The organism is Streptomyces synnematoformans, from assembly GCF_039531005.1.
Classification (GTDB): Bacteria; Actinomycetota; Actinomycetes; order Streptomycetales; family Streptomycetaceae; genus Streptomyces; species Streptomyces synnematoformans.
In genome coordinates this window covers 1-14,530 of record NZ_BAAAPF010000184.1, presented here as the reverse complement: position 1 = coordinate 14,530, position 14,530 = coordinate 1, and the positions used below count along the sequence as shown (strand labels likewise).

At 73.0% G+C, this 14,530-nt stretch carries 9 protein-coding genes; 7 read left to right on the top strand and 2 right to left on the bottom strand.

Annotation, left to right across the window (positions count from 1 at the left end; genetic code table 11):
• On the top strand, positions 1–3,338 hold a 3,338-nt coding region (locus tag ABD317_RS23760; RefSeq protein WP_344291945.1), incomplete at its 5' end, for a type I polyketide synthase.
• Between the two features lie 152 nt (positions 3,339–3,490).
• Here ABD317_RS23760 and ABD317_RS23755 read toward each other — a convergent pair.
• A complete protein-coding gene (locus tag ABD317_RS23755; RefSeq protein ID WP_344291944.1) occupies positions 3,491–4,912 on the bottom strand; it encodes an NAD(P)/FAD-dependent oxidoreductase in 1,422 nt (473 codons plus the stop codon).
• A gap of 201 nt (positions 4,913–5,113) precedes the next feature.
• Between ABD317_RS23755 and ABD317_RS23750 the strand changes: the two genes are divergently transcribed.
• From ABD317_RS23750 to ABD317_RS23725, 6 genes are all read left to right on the top strand, one after another.
• On the top strand, positions 5,114–5,347 hold the full coding sequence (locus tag ABD317_RS23750) for a ferredoxin (protein ID WP_344291943.1): 234 nt from the start codon (positions 5,114–5,116) through the stop codon (positions 5,345–5,347).
• Between the two features lie 104 nt (positions 5,348–5,451).
• Entirely contained in the window at positions 5,452–6,654 is a 1,203-nt protein-coding gene (locus ABD317_RS23745) for a cytochrome P450 (protein ID WP_027757645.1), read from the top strand.
• A gap of 4 nt (positions 6,655–6,658) precedes the next feature.
• Positions 6,659–7,699, top strand: a complete 1,041-nt coding sequence (locus ABD317_RS23740; protein WP_027757644.1) for a 3-oxoacyl-[acyl-carrier-protein] synthase III C-terminal domain-containing protein — start codon at positions 6,659–6,661, stop codon at positions 7,697–7,699.
• Positions 7,700–7,995: 296 nt separating this feature from the next.
• The gene (locus ABD317_RS23735; protein WP_344291942.1) at positions 7,996–9,897 is read left to right on the top strand and encodes an HAD-IIIC family phosphatase; all 1,902 of its coding nucleotides are present in this window, start codon (positions 7,996–7,998) and stop codon (positions 9,895–9,897) included.
• On the top strand, positions 9,894–10,931 hold the full coding sequence (locus tag ABD317_RS23730; protein ID WP_344291941.1) for an alpha/beta fold hydrolase: 1,038 nt from the start codon (positions 9,894–9,896) through the stop codon (positions 10,929–10,931). The genes ABD317_RS23735 and ABD317_RS23730 overlap by 4 nt, the downstream gene beginning before the upstream one ends.
• A 482-nt stretch (positions 10,932–11,413) precedes the next feature.
• Positions 11,414–12,184 carry an AfsR/SARP family transcriptional regulator gene (locus ABD317_RS23725; protein ID WP_344291940.1) on the top strand — a complete coding sequence of 257 codons (771 nt, stop codon included), beginning with the start codon at positions 11,414–11,416 and terminating at the stop codon, positions 12,182–12,184.
• 67 nt (positions 12,185–12,251) lie between these two features.
• On the opposite strand, the gene ABD317_RS23720 is transcribed toward ABD317_RS23725, so the two are convergent.
• On the bottom strand, positions 12,252–14,530 hold a 2,279-nt coding region (locus ABD317_RS23720), incomplete at its 5' end, for a thioesterase domain-containing protein (RefSeq protein ID WP_344291939.1).

Below are 14,530 nucleotides of genomic sequence, written 5' to 3'. Positions count from 1 at the left end.
TCAACGGGCCGCACACCACCATCCTCGCCGGGGAGACCCAGCCCCTGACCGACCTCGTCCACGCGTATCAGGAGCGGGAGATCCGCGCCCGCCTGATCCCCGTCGACTACGCCTCACACACCCCCCACGTCGAAGACCTCCGCGAAACGATCATCACGGATCTGGCCGAGCGCGCAGGTATCGAGCCGATGCCGCCGGCCATCCCGTTCTATTCCACCCACACCGGCGCTCTGCTCTCCTTCGACCAGGACCTGGACGCGGAGTACTGGTTCAACAACCTCCGCCACCCCGTCCAGTTCCACAGCACCCTCACCCAGCTCCTCGATGACGGCCACCACACCCTCATCGAAACCAGCCCCCACCCCGTCATGACCGCCGCCCTGGCCGACACCTTCGAACAGCACCCGACCCCCGCCCACCACCACGCCACCCTCATCCGCAACAACGACACCAAAACCCGCTTCCTCACCGCACTCACCACCCTCCACACCCACCACCACCCCACCGACCTCTCCCCCCACCTCCCGTCGACGGGGAGCACGCCGGCGAGCCTCCCGACCTACCCGTTCCAGCACCAGAACTACTGGCTGAACGCCCCTGCCCGGCTCACCGACGCCGGCGACCTGGGCCTCGCCACGACGGCGCACCCGCTCCTGCACGCCGCGGTGCAACTCGCCGACGGAGTCGACGGCGCCGCGGGGACCACGGTGTTCACCGGCCGGGTCGGCCTGAGCACCCACCCTTGGCTCGCCGATCACGCCGTCGCCGGGACCGTGCTGCTGCCCGGCACCGGTCTGGTCGACCTCGCTCTGCACGCCGGGGACCACACCGGCGCCACCCACCTCGAAGAACTGACCCTCCACGCCCCGCTGGTGCTCCAGGAGTCCGGCGCCCGCGACCTCCAGGTCACCGCCGCCCCCCAAGGCGGACCCGACGCAGGGCGTACGGACGGGTGGCAAGTCACGATCCACTCGCGGCCGCACACCGACGACGCCGAGCCCGAGCCGTGGACCTGCCACGCCACGGGCACCCTCACCGCCGAAGCCACCGAAGCCGCCGAGCCGCTGACCCAGTGGCCCCCCAGGGGCGCGGAGTCCTTCGACGTCGGCGCGCTCTACCCGGAGCTGGCGGCGGCGGGCTACGAGTACGGTCCCGTGTTCCAAGGCGTGACCGCGGCCTGGAAGGAGGCCGACGGGACCCTGCACGCCGAGATCGCGCTCCCGCACGGTGCCGAATCCGGTGGCCACACCATCCACCCCGCGCTCCTCGACGCCGCGTTGCACCCGCTCGCGGCGCACAACGACGGCGCGGACGGGCAGCTACGGCTGCCGTTCGCGTGGAGCGGTGTGTCGGTGCACGCCACCGGCGCCACCCAGCTACGCGCCACTCTCACGCCCACCGGCGAGCACGGCCACGACCTCGCCCTGCGGACCTGGGACGCGACGGGCGCGCCGGTGGCGACGGTCACGGCGCTGAACACCCGGCCCGTCGACGCCGCGGCGCTCAGCACCCGTAGCAGCGAAGGCACCCGCAACAGCCTGTTCCACCTCGCGTGGCGCGCTGCACCGGCCCAGCCGTCGACACAGGCAGATCTCGACCTGGTCGACGTATACGCAGCACCCCCCGCCGAGGACGACACCCCCGCCGCGGCCCACACCGCGACCGAAGCCCTGCTCACCCACCTCCAAGGCTGGCTGACCGACAACGACGCAACCGACCGCCGCCTCGTCGTCCTCACCCACCGCGCCGTCGCCACGGACCCGGCCGAGGACGTCCACCTCGCCCACGCACCCCTATGGGGTCTGATCCGCACCGCCCAGAACGAGAACCCCGACCGCATCCACCTCATCGACAGCGACACCACCGGCGACGTCCCGCAGCTTGCCGAAGCCCTGGCCACCGGCGAACCCCAACTCGCCCTCCGCGACGGCCAGTTCCTCGCCCCCCGTCTGACCCGCTCCACCGACGGTGCCACGACGGAAGCCCGTCCCCTCGACCCGAACGGCACCGTCCTCATCACCGGCGGCACCGGCGGCCTGGCGGGTCTGACAGCACGTCACCTCGTCACCCAGCACGGCGTACGCCACCTTCTGCTGGCCTCCCGCAGCGGCCCCGACCACCCCAACGCCACCGCACTCCACGACGAACTCACCGGCCTCGGCGCCAACGTCACCATCACGGCATGCGACGTCACCGACCCCGAAGCAGTACACACCCTCATCGACTCCGTCGACGCACAGCACCCGTTGACCGCCGTCATCCACACGCCGGGCGTACTCAACGACACGGTCCTCACCCAGCTCACCCCGGAGACCCTGCACCCCGTCCTGGCCCCGAAGGTCGACGCCGCCTACCACCTCCACCAGGCCACCAAGCACCTCGACCTCGCCCACTTCATCCTCTACTCCTCCGCCGCCGGCACCCTCGGCAACCCCGGACAAGCCAACTACGCCGCCGCCAACACCTACCTCGACACCCTCGCCCACCACCGCACCCACCACGGCCTGCCCACCACCAGCCTCGCCTGGGGCTACTGGGAACACACCACCGGACTCACCAGCCACCTCACCACCGACCAACAGGGCCGTACCGGCACAGCGCTCACCACGGAACACGGCCTGCGCCTCCTCGACACCGCCCTCACCACCCCTCACTCCCACCACCTCTGCACACCCCTCAACCCCAGCACCCTCCGCACCACACCCCACCTCCCCCCGCTCCTCCGCGACCTCGTCCACCGCCCCGCCCACCGGGCGGCGGCCGGCTCGGCCGCGGGCGACGGCAACGCACTCGCAGAACGCCTCGCCGCACTCCCCGAACCGGAACAACAGCACAAAGCCGTCCTCGACGTCGTACGCAACAACATCGCCGCCGTCCTCGGCCACGGCACCGCCGAAACCATCGACCCCCACCGCCCCTTCAAAGAACTCGGCTTCGACTCCCTCACCGCCGTCCAACTCCGCAACCAACTCACCACCACCACCGCACTCCGCCTCCCCGCAACACTGATCTTCGACCACCCCACCCCCGACGCGATGGCCGCCCGGATCCTGGCGGACCTGATGCCGGAGTCGGTGAGCGCCTCGCGGCGGGTGATCGCCGAGCTGGACGCGCTGGAGCTGGAGCTGAAGCAGTTGGCGGCGGACGAGGCGGAGCGCTCGCGGATCACGCTGCGGCTGCAGACTCTGCTGTCGAACTGGAACGACGCGCGACCGGCCCCGGCCGAGGACGTGAGCAGCAAGATCCAGGAGTCGTCCACGGAGGAGATCTTCGACTTCATCGACCGGCAGCTCGGTCGTACGGACGGCGACGAGGCGCCTTCGGCGCCCGGTCGGTGAAAGGCGGGTAGGAGCCGGTAATAGAGAGAACCGCCCGCCGTGGGAACGGCGGGCGGTTCTCTTGTCGGTCTGTTTGCGCGCGGGTCGTTTCTCCCTGGTCTCCCCGGTTTCGCCGGTCTCCCCGGTTTCGCCGGCGGCTTTCTCTACTTCCTCTACTTCGCCGCCCGCAGCACGGCCGCCTCCGCGTCCTTCAGCGGCGCCGCCGTCAGCGGCGGCCGGGCGGGCTGCCGCATCGCCGCGAGGAACTCGGGGGTCTCCAGGCTGCTCAGCGGTGCGGTGAGCGTGGTGACGGCCGTGAGGGCGTCGCAGACGCTCTCGTTGACGAGGGAGGCGCTGGTGACCATGTCAGCGAAGCCCTGCCGCTGGGCGGCCTGGGTGGTCAGGCGCGGGTCGCTGACCGAGGACTTGTTGCCGGGGTAGCACAGGTCCTGCGAGGCGGAGAGCAGCCAGGGCGCGTCGGCGACGGCGGCGATGGCCTGCTGGGCCGTCCGGGCCAGGCCGGGCTTGAGCCCGCCGGCGCGGCTCAGGCAGGTCTCCAGGGCCCGGGCGGACTGGGCGGCGACGCTCATGCCGTGGCCGTGGATGGGGTTGACGGCCACCACGCAGTCGCCGAGCGCGACGAGTCCCTCGGGGCGGTCGGCGAGGCGGTCGAGGTGCATGCGGCGGTTGAGGGTGCTGCGGGTCGTACGCACCGGTGTCAGGGGCTCCGCGGCCTCGATCAGGTCGGCGATGATCGGGTCGCGCAGGCTGCGGGCGAAGGCGGCGAAGCCGTCGTCGTCGGCCGTCGGCTCGCCGCCGCGGGTGCCGGAGAGGGTGATGATCCAGCGGTCGTCCTCGATGGGCAGGAGCAGGCCGTTGCGCCCGGGCGTGCCGCTGCGGTGGTCGGCGTAGACGCTGACGACGGGGAAGGGGCGGGGGACGCCGGCGGGGGCCCGGAAGACGCGGGTGGCGTAGGTGAGTCCGGTGTCGACGCTCTCCTCGGTGGCGGGCGGCAGGCCGAGGTCGGTGAGCCAGTGCCGCAGCCGGGAGCCGCGGCCGGTGGCGTCGACGACGATGTCGGCGGCCAGCTCGCGCGAGGGGCCGCCGGAGGTGCGTACGCGGACGCCGGTGACGCTGGTGCGGTCGCCGAGCAGCCCGTGCGCCTCGGTCCTCGTCAGCACGTCGGTGCCGGGGTGGTTCAGCGCGGCCTCGCGGACCGTCCGGTCGAGGAGGGGGCGGCTGCAGGTGAGCGCGTAGTGCGCGCCGGGGAAGCGGTGCTGCCAGCCGTAGGCGCTGTAGAGGACCATGTCCTCCTTGACACCGATGCGGTGGGCGCCGGCGGCACACAGCCGGTCGAGGGTGCCGGGGAGCAGTGCTTCGATGGCTTCGGCGCCGCCGGACCAGAGGATGTGTGCGTGCCGGCCCTGCGGAACGCCCTTGCGGGGCTCCGGCCCGTCGGGGTAGGTGTCGCGTTCGACCACGGTGACGTGGTCGACGTGGTCCCGCAGGGCCCGGGCGGCGAGCACGCCGGCGAGGCCGCCCCCGAGTACGACTCCGTGAACTCGGGTGTTCGGGCCACGGGTTGCTTCCGCCATTGCTGTTCCGCCCTTTCCGCGTCGTCCGGTCCTGAGAGTCCGGTCTTGGCGGTTGCCGTATGCCGCCCGGTTCACCGTGCCGGTTCCGCCTTGGGGGCGACTTGCCGGTTTCTAAAGCCTCCTCCGGGCTACGAAATGGGCGGTGAATGGCCTTACGCTACGGGCCGTTCAACGGATCCGAGTTTCCGGAAGGATGCCCTCATGCGGGATTCCTCCATGCAGGTCGAAACCGAGATCGAGCGGTGCGTGGCGTCTGGTATGTGCGCGCTCCTGGCGCCGCGGGTTTTCGACCAGGATGAGGTGACAGGTCAGGTCGTGGTGCTGGCGGAGCAGCCGGCCGAAGAGCAGTGGGAGGCGGTGGACGAGGCGGTGCGGTCCTGCCCGGGCCAGGTCATCCGGTTCGAGGAGTCGGCCGAGCCGGCCGAGGCGCCTTAAGTATGCCCAAGTCCGCCTTAAGGCCGTGCCCCGAGGGTGGACGGAAAGGCGTGGACCGGCGGTGCCGGACCCGCGACTTCGCATGCGGAGGAAGGAAACGCGTCATGTCGGACACGCAGTCCACGTCGCCCCGGCGGTTGCCGACCGAGCGCCCGCGCCCGCTGGATCCGCCGGAAGAGCTGGGTCGGCTGCGCGCCGAGGAGCCGGTCAGTCCGCTGCTGTATCCGGACGGGCACGTGGGCTGGCTGGTGACGAGTCACGCGGCGGCCCGGAAGGTGCTCAGCGACCAGCGGTTCAGCGCCCGGGGCGACATCAAGAAGGTGCCGTTCGAGCTGCCCTCCGGCGGCCGGCCCTGGGAGCAGGTGCCGCCCGGCTTCTTCATGCACATGGACCCGCCGGACCACACCCGCTACCGGCGGCTGCTCACCGGCCAGTTCACGGTGCGGCGGATGAAGTCGCTGGAGCCGCGGATCGAGCAGATTACCGAGGAGCACCTGGACGAGATGGAGCGGCAGGGGTCGCCCACGGACCTGGTGCCGGCGTTCGCGCTGCCGATCCCGTCGCTGGCCATCTGCGAGCTGCTGGGCGTGCCGTACGGGGAGCGCCAGCGCTTCCAGGACCACTCGACGACCGTGATGCGCATCGGCTCGTCCGGCGACGAGGTGGCGGCGGCCTTCGCCGCGATCTACGGGCTGATCCACGAGCTGGTGCAGCTCAAGCACAAGGAGCCCGAGGACGACCTGCTGAGCGGTCTGATCGCCACCGGCGAGCTGAACGACGCGGAGCTGACCGGCATCGGGATGCTGCTGCTGATGGCGGGTCATGAGACGACCGCCAGCATGCTGTCGCTCGGCACGTACGCGCTGCTGCGCCACCCCGGCGAGGTCAAGCGGCTGCGCGAGGACCCGGAGCTGTTCGGCAACGCCGTCGAGGAGCTGATGCGGTACCTGACGATCGCCCAGTTCGGCGTCCCGCGCACCGCGCTGGAGGACGTCGAGCTGGAGGGCAAGCTCATCAAGGCGGGCGACGGGGTCACCGTGTCCCTGGCGGCGGCCAACCGCGACCCGGGGCGGTTCGAGGACGCGGACGGCTTCGACGTCGGCCGCTCGACCTCCGGGCACATGGCGTTCAGCTACGGCATACACCAGTGCCTGGGCCAGCAGCTGGCCCGGGTGGAGATGCGGATCGCGTACTCGGCACTCTTCCGCCGGTTCCCCGACCTGCGGCTGGCCGTCGACGCGGACGAGGTCCCGCTGCGCGCGGAGGCCACGATGTACGCCGCGAGCTCGCTCCCGGTGGCCTGGTGATCACGTGCTCGTTCTGAACCGGGAGCAGGACCTGCGGATCGCCGGCCTCGGCACGGCGTCGCCGGGACCGCAGATCGACAACGCGACGCTGGGCCGCGCCATGGGCCTGGGCCCGATGTGGGAGCAGTGGGCGGAGGCGTTCGTCGGCACCAAGTACCGCCATCTCGCGGTGGATCTGGAGACCGGCGAGCCGCGTTTCTCGCTCGCCGACCTCGGTGAGACCGCGGGGCGTCGGGCGCTGGCCGCGGCCGGCCTGGAGCCGTCGGACGTCGACGTGGTCGTGATGGGCACGGCGATGCCCGACATGCTGATGCCGACGACGGTGAACGTCGTCGCGGACCGGCTGGGCATCGACCAGGTGCCGACGTACCAGCTGCAGTCCGGGTGCTCGGGCGCGGTGCAGGCGCTGTCGGTGGCGGCGGGGCTGCTGCTGTCCGGCAGCCACGGCACGGCGCTGGTGCTCGGCGGCGATGTCTCGGCGAAGCTCGTCGACCCGGACATGGACGCCGCCGAGCTGCCGCCCGCGCAGCTGGTGAACCTCATGCTGTTCGGGGACGGGGCCGGCGCGCTGGTGCTGACCGCGGAGCCGTCGCCGGGTCCCGCGCTGCGGGCGGTGTTCACCAAGCTGGTGGGGCTGGGCCGCGAGCCCGGCCAGACGCTCGACTGGTACGGCGCGAGCCGCCGGTTCGACGGCCCGCCGGTCAGCGAGGACTACAAGGCGATCGAGGCGGCGGTGCCGGAGATGGCCGCCGAGTCGGCCGAAGGCCTGCTGTACGGGCTGGACTGGAAGCCGGACGAGCTGGCGTACATACTGCCGCCGCAGCTCTCGGGGCGGATGACGGCGAAGATACGGGAGCGGATGGGCGCGCCCGAGGCCCGGGAGGTCTCCTGCGTCGAGGAGACCGGCAACAACGGCAACGCGCTGGTGTTCTTCCAGCTGGCGCGGCTGCTGCCGAAGCTCGCCGCGGGCGACCGGGCCCTCGGCGTGGCCATCGAGTCGAGCAAGTGGATCAAGTCGGGCTTCGCGCTGGAGGCGACGGCCTGACGGGATCGCGGACGTCCGTGCGGCCGCCGCGTACCGCTGTGCACGCAGCGGTACGCGGCGGCCGTGCTGCCGTACCGGTTCCCGGAGTCCCGGGGCGAGCGGGCGCCCGCCGCGCCCTGACGCCCTCCCGGCCGCCGCCGTACGCGGCCGTCCGCCACCGCCGCGTACGGCCGCTTTAGCCGCCGCCAAGGCCCCGTCAAGCTCCGCTGGCGAGCCTGATGGCGGTCCGCCCGCGCCCCCTCCCGTCGCGCCGCCCGGCGGTCCGCCGCGATGGTCCACCAGGAGGTGTGAGTTCCGTGTCCGCTGCCCCCGCTCCCCCGCCACCCGCTCCGGATCCGGTCGCGGAGCTGCACCGGTCCGGCAGCCTGGCGGCGGAGTACCCGCGGCTGCCCGCGCTCCTGCGCGACCTCGGCGAGGACGAACGGCAGCGCGCCGGGCGGCTGCTGTCCCGGCTGTCGCCGGACGAGGTGCTCGCCGGGAACCCCGGCATCCCGACCGTGTCCGTCGCGGTCACCGGGCACGGCACGGTCGCCGGCATCGTGCCGCCGCTCACCATGGAGCTGGCCCGGCACGGCATGCTGCTGCGCCCGCACGTCGCCGACTTCGGCGGCTGGCTGTTCGACCTCGCCGACCCCGCCAGCGAGGTCTACGCCGCCGGCACCGACCTCGTCGTGTGCCTGCTGGCCGCCGGGATCGTCTTCGACGAGGTTCCGCGCCCGTGGCGGCCCGAGGACGTCGAGCGGGTGCTGGCCGAGAAGGTGCACCTCCTCGACAAGCTCGCCGCCACCCACGGCGCCTCCGGCTCGGGCACGCTCGTCTACACCACGATGCCGCTCCCGCGGGAGTTCACCGCTCAGGTGGTGGACCACCGCTCCCGTGCCCGGCTCGGCGCCGTGTGGCGCGAGGGGAACGCCCGGCTGCTCGGGCTGATGGACGACCACCCCGGCCTTGTCGTCCTCGACCTCGATCCGGTCCTCAGCGGCCCCGCCGCGCTCGCCGAGGCCCGCCTGGCGACGTACGCCGGCACGCCCTTCGCTGCCGACCTGACCGCCGCCGTCGCACGCGAGGTCGCGCACCTCGCCCGCGGCCGGTCCGGGCGGGCGAAGAAGGTGCTCGCGGTCGACCTGGACAACACCCTGTGGGGCGGGGTGCTCGGTGACGACGGCCCGGAGGGCATCGAGGTCGCCGACGGGCGCACGGGGCGCGCGTTCCGGCGCATGCAGCAGGCGGTCAAGCAGCTCGCCTCGCGCGGGGTGCTCGTGGCCGCCGTCAGCAAGAACGACGTGGAGCCCGTCCGCGAGGTGCTGCGCGAGCACCCGGGGATGACCCTGCGCGAAGACGACTTCGTCCGGGTGGTCGCCAACTGGGCGCCCAAGCACGACAACCTGCGGGCGCTGGCCGACGACCTCAACCTCGGCCTCGACTCGTTCGTCTTCGCCGACGACAGCGCCTACGAGTGCGGTCTGGTCGCCCGCGAGCTGCCCGCGGTCACCGTGCTCCACCTCGACGGCGACCCGGCGCTGCACGCCGAGCGGCTGCTCGCCGACGACTGGTTCGGCGTACGCGACCTCACCGATGACGACGTCCGCCGCCCCGGGCGCTACCGCGAGGAACTCGTCCGCAAGGACTTCCTGGACTCCTTCTCGTCGCTGGACGACTACCTGCGCGAGCTGGACGTGCGGGTCGAGCTGACCGCCGCCGCCGAGGCCGACATGCCGCGTCTCGCCCAGCTCACCCAGCGCACCAACCAGTTCAACCTGACCACGCGGCGGCTCCAGCAGGACGAGGTCGGCGCGCTGGCCGGCTCGCCGGGGAACCTGGTGCTGGCCATCCGCAGCGGCGACCGCTTCGGCGACAACGGCCTGGTCGGTGCGGTGTTCGTACGGACCGACGGGCCCGTGTGGCACATCGACAACTTCCTGCTCAGCTGCCGGGTCTTCGCGCGCGGCATCGAGCAGGGCTGCCTCGCCGCGCTGCTGGAGCACGCCCGCGCCGAGAGGGCCGAGGCCGTCGCGGCGCGGTACGTGCCGTCGCCGAAGAACGGCAAGGTCAGGGACTTCTATCCACGGAACGGCTTCGACGCCCACGGGCACACCGAGGACGGGACCGCCGACTTCCGGCACGATCTGCGGCAGATCGACGCGGTACCCGCCCACCTCGGCCTGACCATGCGCTGGGAGCGGGAGGGAACACGATGAACGACGTCACCGAACTCAAGGACTTCGCGCTCGTCCACGCCAAGGCGCTGCAGCTGCCCGCCGACCGCTACGAGACGGTGCTCGACCGCATCACCGGCGACGAGGACGGCGCCCCCGGCTCGTGGACGGCGGAGTGGTCGGCGCTCGCCGGGGAGCTGGAGGCGGCGGGGCAGCTGCTGCCGGCGTCCCTCTGCTACACCATGGCCCGCTTCCCCGTCGTCGACGGCCCGGCGCGGCAGGAGGCGTACGAGAAGTGCCGGTCGGTGTTCGGCCGCTGGCGCGCCGGCCAGCCGGGCATCGAGCGGGTCACGGCCACGCTGGGCGACGGCGAGGTGGTGGCCTGGGCAGGCGGGCTGTCGGCCGCGGAGCCGAAGCCGGTGCTGCTGGTGACGGGCGGGATCGTGAGCCTGAAGGAGCAGTGGGCGCCGGTGACGCTCCAGGCGGCGGCGCTGGGCATGGCCATCGTCGTCACCGAGCTGCCGGGCGTGGGTGAGAACACGCTCCCGTACGACCGGGAGAGCTGGCGGATGCTGCCCGCTCTGCTGGACGGGATCGCGGACCGGGCCGACGTGGCCGACACGTACGCCCTCGCCAACAGCTTCGGCGGGCACCTGGCGCTGCGCTGGGCGGGGCACGACGACCGGCTGCGCGGCATCGTGACGTCGGGGGCGCCGGTGAGCGGGTTCTTCACGGACGCCGACTGGCTGCGCGGCGTGCCGGGCATCACCCGGCACACGCTGGCCCGGCTGACGGGCACGGCCGGGGGCGATGACGACGCGCTGCACAAGACGCTCGCGGACTGGGCGCTGACGCCCGGGGAACTGGCCGCGCTGGAGATACCGGTCCGCTACCGGGCCAGCCTGCGCGACGAGATCATCCCGGCCGGGGATCCGGCGTTCCTGCGGCAGCACGTGCGGGACGTCGCCGTGAACGAGGTCGACGACGTGCACGGTGCGCCGGCGCACGTGCAGCAGACCGTGGACTGGACGTTCGGCTCGCTGCTGGCGATGCGTCAGGGCCTCGCCCCGCGCTGACGCCGCCCGGCCCGCCGCACCCGTACTCCGGCGGGGTTTTCCGGAGCCCGCGACGGCCGTCGCCGGTCCCCTGGTGCATCAGGGGACCGGCGGCGGCCGTCGTCGTCGTGTCCGCTTCCGGCCGGGGACTCCGGGACGCGGGTGGAATTCCACGGCAGACTCGGATATCGGGCAGTGGATATACGGCGGTGAATACCGGACATTTGCGAGAACGGCGGATGATCACGACGCCTTACCAGGGGGCGTGAATGCGATACACACGCCCCTGTAACGACTGCGCAATACCCCTGACCTAACATAGGGGGGACTTAGGGGTGGGTAGGGGTTTCGACACCCCCTACCTGATCCATAACCTGCAAAGACCTCTACAGCATCGCCGCGACACAGACCAGATCCCCTGCACGGAGCGGTGAGAGGAATTGAACAACAGTGCCATGGAAGCCGGGCGCGTCGCCTTAGAGAAATTCATCGGGGGTTGAAAAGTGCAGTACGAAATACTTGGACCAGTCCGGGTGGTGGACAGCCGCGGCAGCAGATTCGTCAGCGCCAAGAAGATGCAGGTGCTTCTCGTCCTGTTACTGATCCGCGCTCGTCAGGTCGTCTCCATCGACGAAGCCATAGCCGAGATTTGGGGGCAGAACCCCCCGCGCCGAGCCACAGCGGGCATCCACGTCTACATCTCCCAGTTGCGTAAGTTCCTCGGCCAACCGGGCTGCCGGAACAACCCGATCCTCACCCGGCCCCCGGGCTACCTGCTGCATCTGGAGGACGACCAGTTCGACGTGGACCGGTTCCAGGAACTGCTGCACCGGGGGCGTCTGCACCTCAAGGAGGGACGGCCGGAGCAGGCCGTGACCGCCTTCGAGGGCGGGCTGTCCCTGTGGCGCGGTCCGGTCCTCGGCGACCTGTGCGACGGGCCGGTCATCGCGGGCTTCGCCACGTGGCTGGAGGAGACCCGCCTGGAGTATCTGGAATGGCTGATCGAGGCGCAGTTGAGCCTCGGTCTGCACCGCGAGCTGATCGGCCGGCTGTCCGCGCTGACAGCCGAGTATCCCCTGCGGGAGACGTTCTACCGGCAGCTGATGCTGGCCCTGTGCCGCTCGGAGCGGCAGGCCGACGCGCTGCGGACGTACCAGCAGGCCCGGGCCCGGCTCAACGAGGAACTCGGCCTCGAACCCTGCCGGGCGCTGCGCGATCTGCAGCAGGCGATCCTCGTCGCGGACGAACGGCTGGAGCTGCCCGCGGCGGTGTGACCGCACCGTGCTCGTACAGGACGAGGGGCGGGCGAGGCCGACGGCTTCGCCCGCCCTTCCCCGTGCGCTAGGCCCGCACAGGCTGGCGCAGCCGCGCGGTCATCTCGGCCAGGACCCGCGGCCCGCTCTGGTCGCCGTGGACGAAGAAGTGGTCGCCGGGTACGACCAGCAGCTGGAACCCGGCCGCCGTCAACGGCCGCCAGCCGTCGGCGTCCCGCTCGGCGACCACCGGGTCGTCGGCGCCGTGGAACGCCGTCACCGGCACCCCGAGCGGCGGCTCCGCCGGGTCGTGCCGGTAGCTCTGCACCACCCGCAGGTCCGCGTAGCCGGCGCCGCCCAGGGCGACGTCCGCCTTGCCCGCCAGCTCCTCGCCCAGCTCGGCGCGCAGCGCCGTCTCGTAGAGCCGCGGATGGTCCCGCCGTGCCCGCGTCAGCTCCTCGTGCTCGGGCATCCGCTCGAAGCCGAGCCGCTGGGTCACCGAGCGCAGCCGGGCGCCGAGCGGGTTCTCCCCGCCGGTCGGCGCGCTGAAGGCGCCGACGAACAGGTGCCGCAGCAGCTCCCCGTACTCCCCGCCCAGCCGGTGGGCGAGGCGGTACGCGAGCAGAGCGCCCATGCTGTGCCCGTAGAAGGCGAACGGCCGGTCCAGGTACGGCTTCAGCGCCTGCGCGACGGCGTCGACGGCCTCGTGCGCGTCCACGATGCAGCGCTCGTCGGCCCGGTCCTCCCGGCCGGGCAACTGGACGGGGAGCACCTCGACCCCGGAGTCCGCGGTGCCCGGCCAGTCCCGGTACAGGGAGGCGCCGCGCCCGCCGTACGGCAGGCAGAACAGCCGCACCGCCGCGTCGTCCCCCGGCGCGACCGGCAGCCAGCGTGCGCCGTCCACGTCGTACGGGCGCGGCGCGGCCGGCGCGGCGCCCGCCGCCGGCCCGGCGACGCGCTCGACCACGTCGTCCAGCGAGGGGCCGGCGATGAGCAGGTCGACGGGGAGGTCCACGCCGGTCTCGGCGCGTACCCGCCGCCGCAGCTCCAGCGCGGCGAGGGAGTCGAGCCCGGTCTCGGCCAGCGGCCGGTCGGCGGGCACCTCGGCGGGCGGCAGCCCGAGCAGCTCCGCCACCATCCCGGTGAGCAGCTCCCGCAGCGCCGCGGCACGCCGCGCGCCGCTGCGCCGCCCCGGCGTCGGTCCGGCGCGTACGCCGCCGGCGGGCGCCTCGTCCGCTCCGCCGCCGGAGCCGATGACCCGGATCTCGGTGCCGCGGGCCCAGTTCACCGCCGCGCCGTCCCCCGCGACCAGCAGGTGTTCGCCGGCCAGCAGGTCGCCGACCGGCCCGGTGAGCCGGACGTGGCACCACAGGGAGCCCTCGGCCGGGTGCCCGAAGCCCACGTCGCCGAGGCGGGCGGTCATGAACAGGTCCCGCTCGGCCAGCTGCGGGCCGGCGGCGAGCGCGTAGAGCTGCACGCAGGCGTCCAGCATCCCGGCGGGCACGGGGAGTGCGCGGTCCGGCCGGCCGGGGGTGCCGCCGGTCTCCGCGGGCGTCGGCGGGCGGAACCTCGCCAGCACCTCGCCCTCGCCGAGCCACGCCTCCGCGATCCACTCGACGGACGGGCCCAGCGGGACGCCGCGCTCGGACATCCGCCGGTAGAACTCGGCGCCTTCCAGGCGCACCGGGCACCGCTCGCGGATCTCCGCCCGCGCCGCTTCCGGCAGCGGGTGCGGCGCCGGCCCGGCCGCCGCTCCCCCGCCGCCGGCGGGCAGCCGGCCGGCGGCGTGCCGGTGCCAGCCCTCGTCGCCCGGGTGCTCCGGTTCCGGCGCGGCGTCGCCGGCCGGCCGGCTGTGTACGGAGAACTCCGCCCAGCCGTCGCCGTCCGCCGGGCCGACCGCCAGGTGCACGGTGCGCTCCCGGCCGGGGGCGAGGGTCAGCGCCCGCTCGAACCGCACGCCGTTCAGGCGCAGCCCGGCGCCGCCGCGGGCGGCGGAGGCCAGCAGCTCCTGGTAGTGGCCGACGTGCAGCACCCCGGCGGTGTCGGCCAGTTCGGGCAGGACCGCGCGGCTGACCGCGGTGGTGTACTGGCGCTGCGCGAGCGGCGACGCGACCTGCCGCAGCCCGAGCGCGCCGAGGGGCGCACCGGCCCCGGACGCCGCGGGAGCGGCATCGAATGCCGCGGCGTCCGGGCGGTGCGCACGGCGTCGGAACGTCTGGCCCGGCAGGTCCAGCCGGGCGCGTTCGTAGCCGTGGTCGAAGGCGGACCAGTCGACGTCCCGGCCGGAGACGTGCCGGTCGGCCAGCCAGTCGAGCAGTTCCCGCCAGATGTCCGCGCCCGGAAGTCCCCGGATCTCGCCGGCGCCGG

Excerpts from the sequence above, each read along its gene's own strand:
- ABD317_RS23755 (WP_344291944.1), bottom strand. The coding sequence starts at position 4,912 with ATGGCGGAAGCAACCCGTGGCCCGAACACCCGAGTTCACGGAGTCGTA.
- ABD317_RS23750 (WP_344291943.1), top strand. The coding sequence starts at position 5,114 with ATGCGGGATTCCTCCATGCAGGTCGAAACCGAGATCGAGCGGTGCGTG.
- ABD317_RS23745 (WP_027757645.1), top strand. The coding sequence starts at position 5,452 with ATGTCGGACACGCAGTCCACGTCGCCCCGGCGGTTGCCGACCGAGCGC.
- ABD317_RS23730 (WP_344291941.1), top strand. The coding sequence starts at position 9,894 with ATGAACGACGTCACCGAACTCAAGGACTTCGCGCTCGTCCACGCCAAG.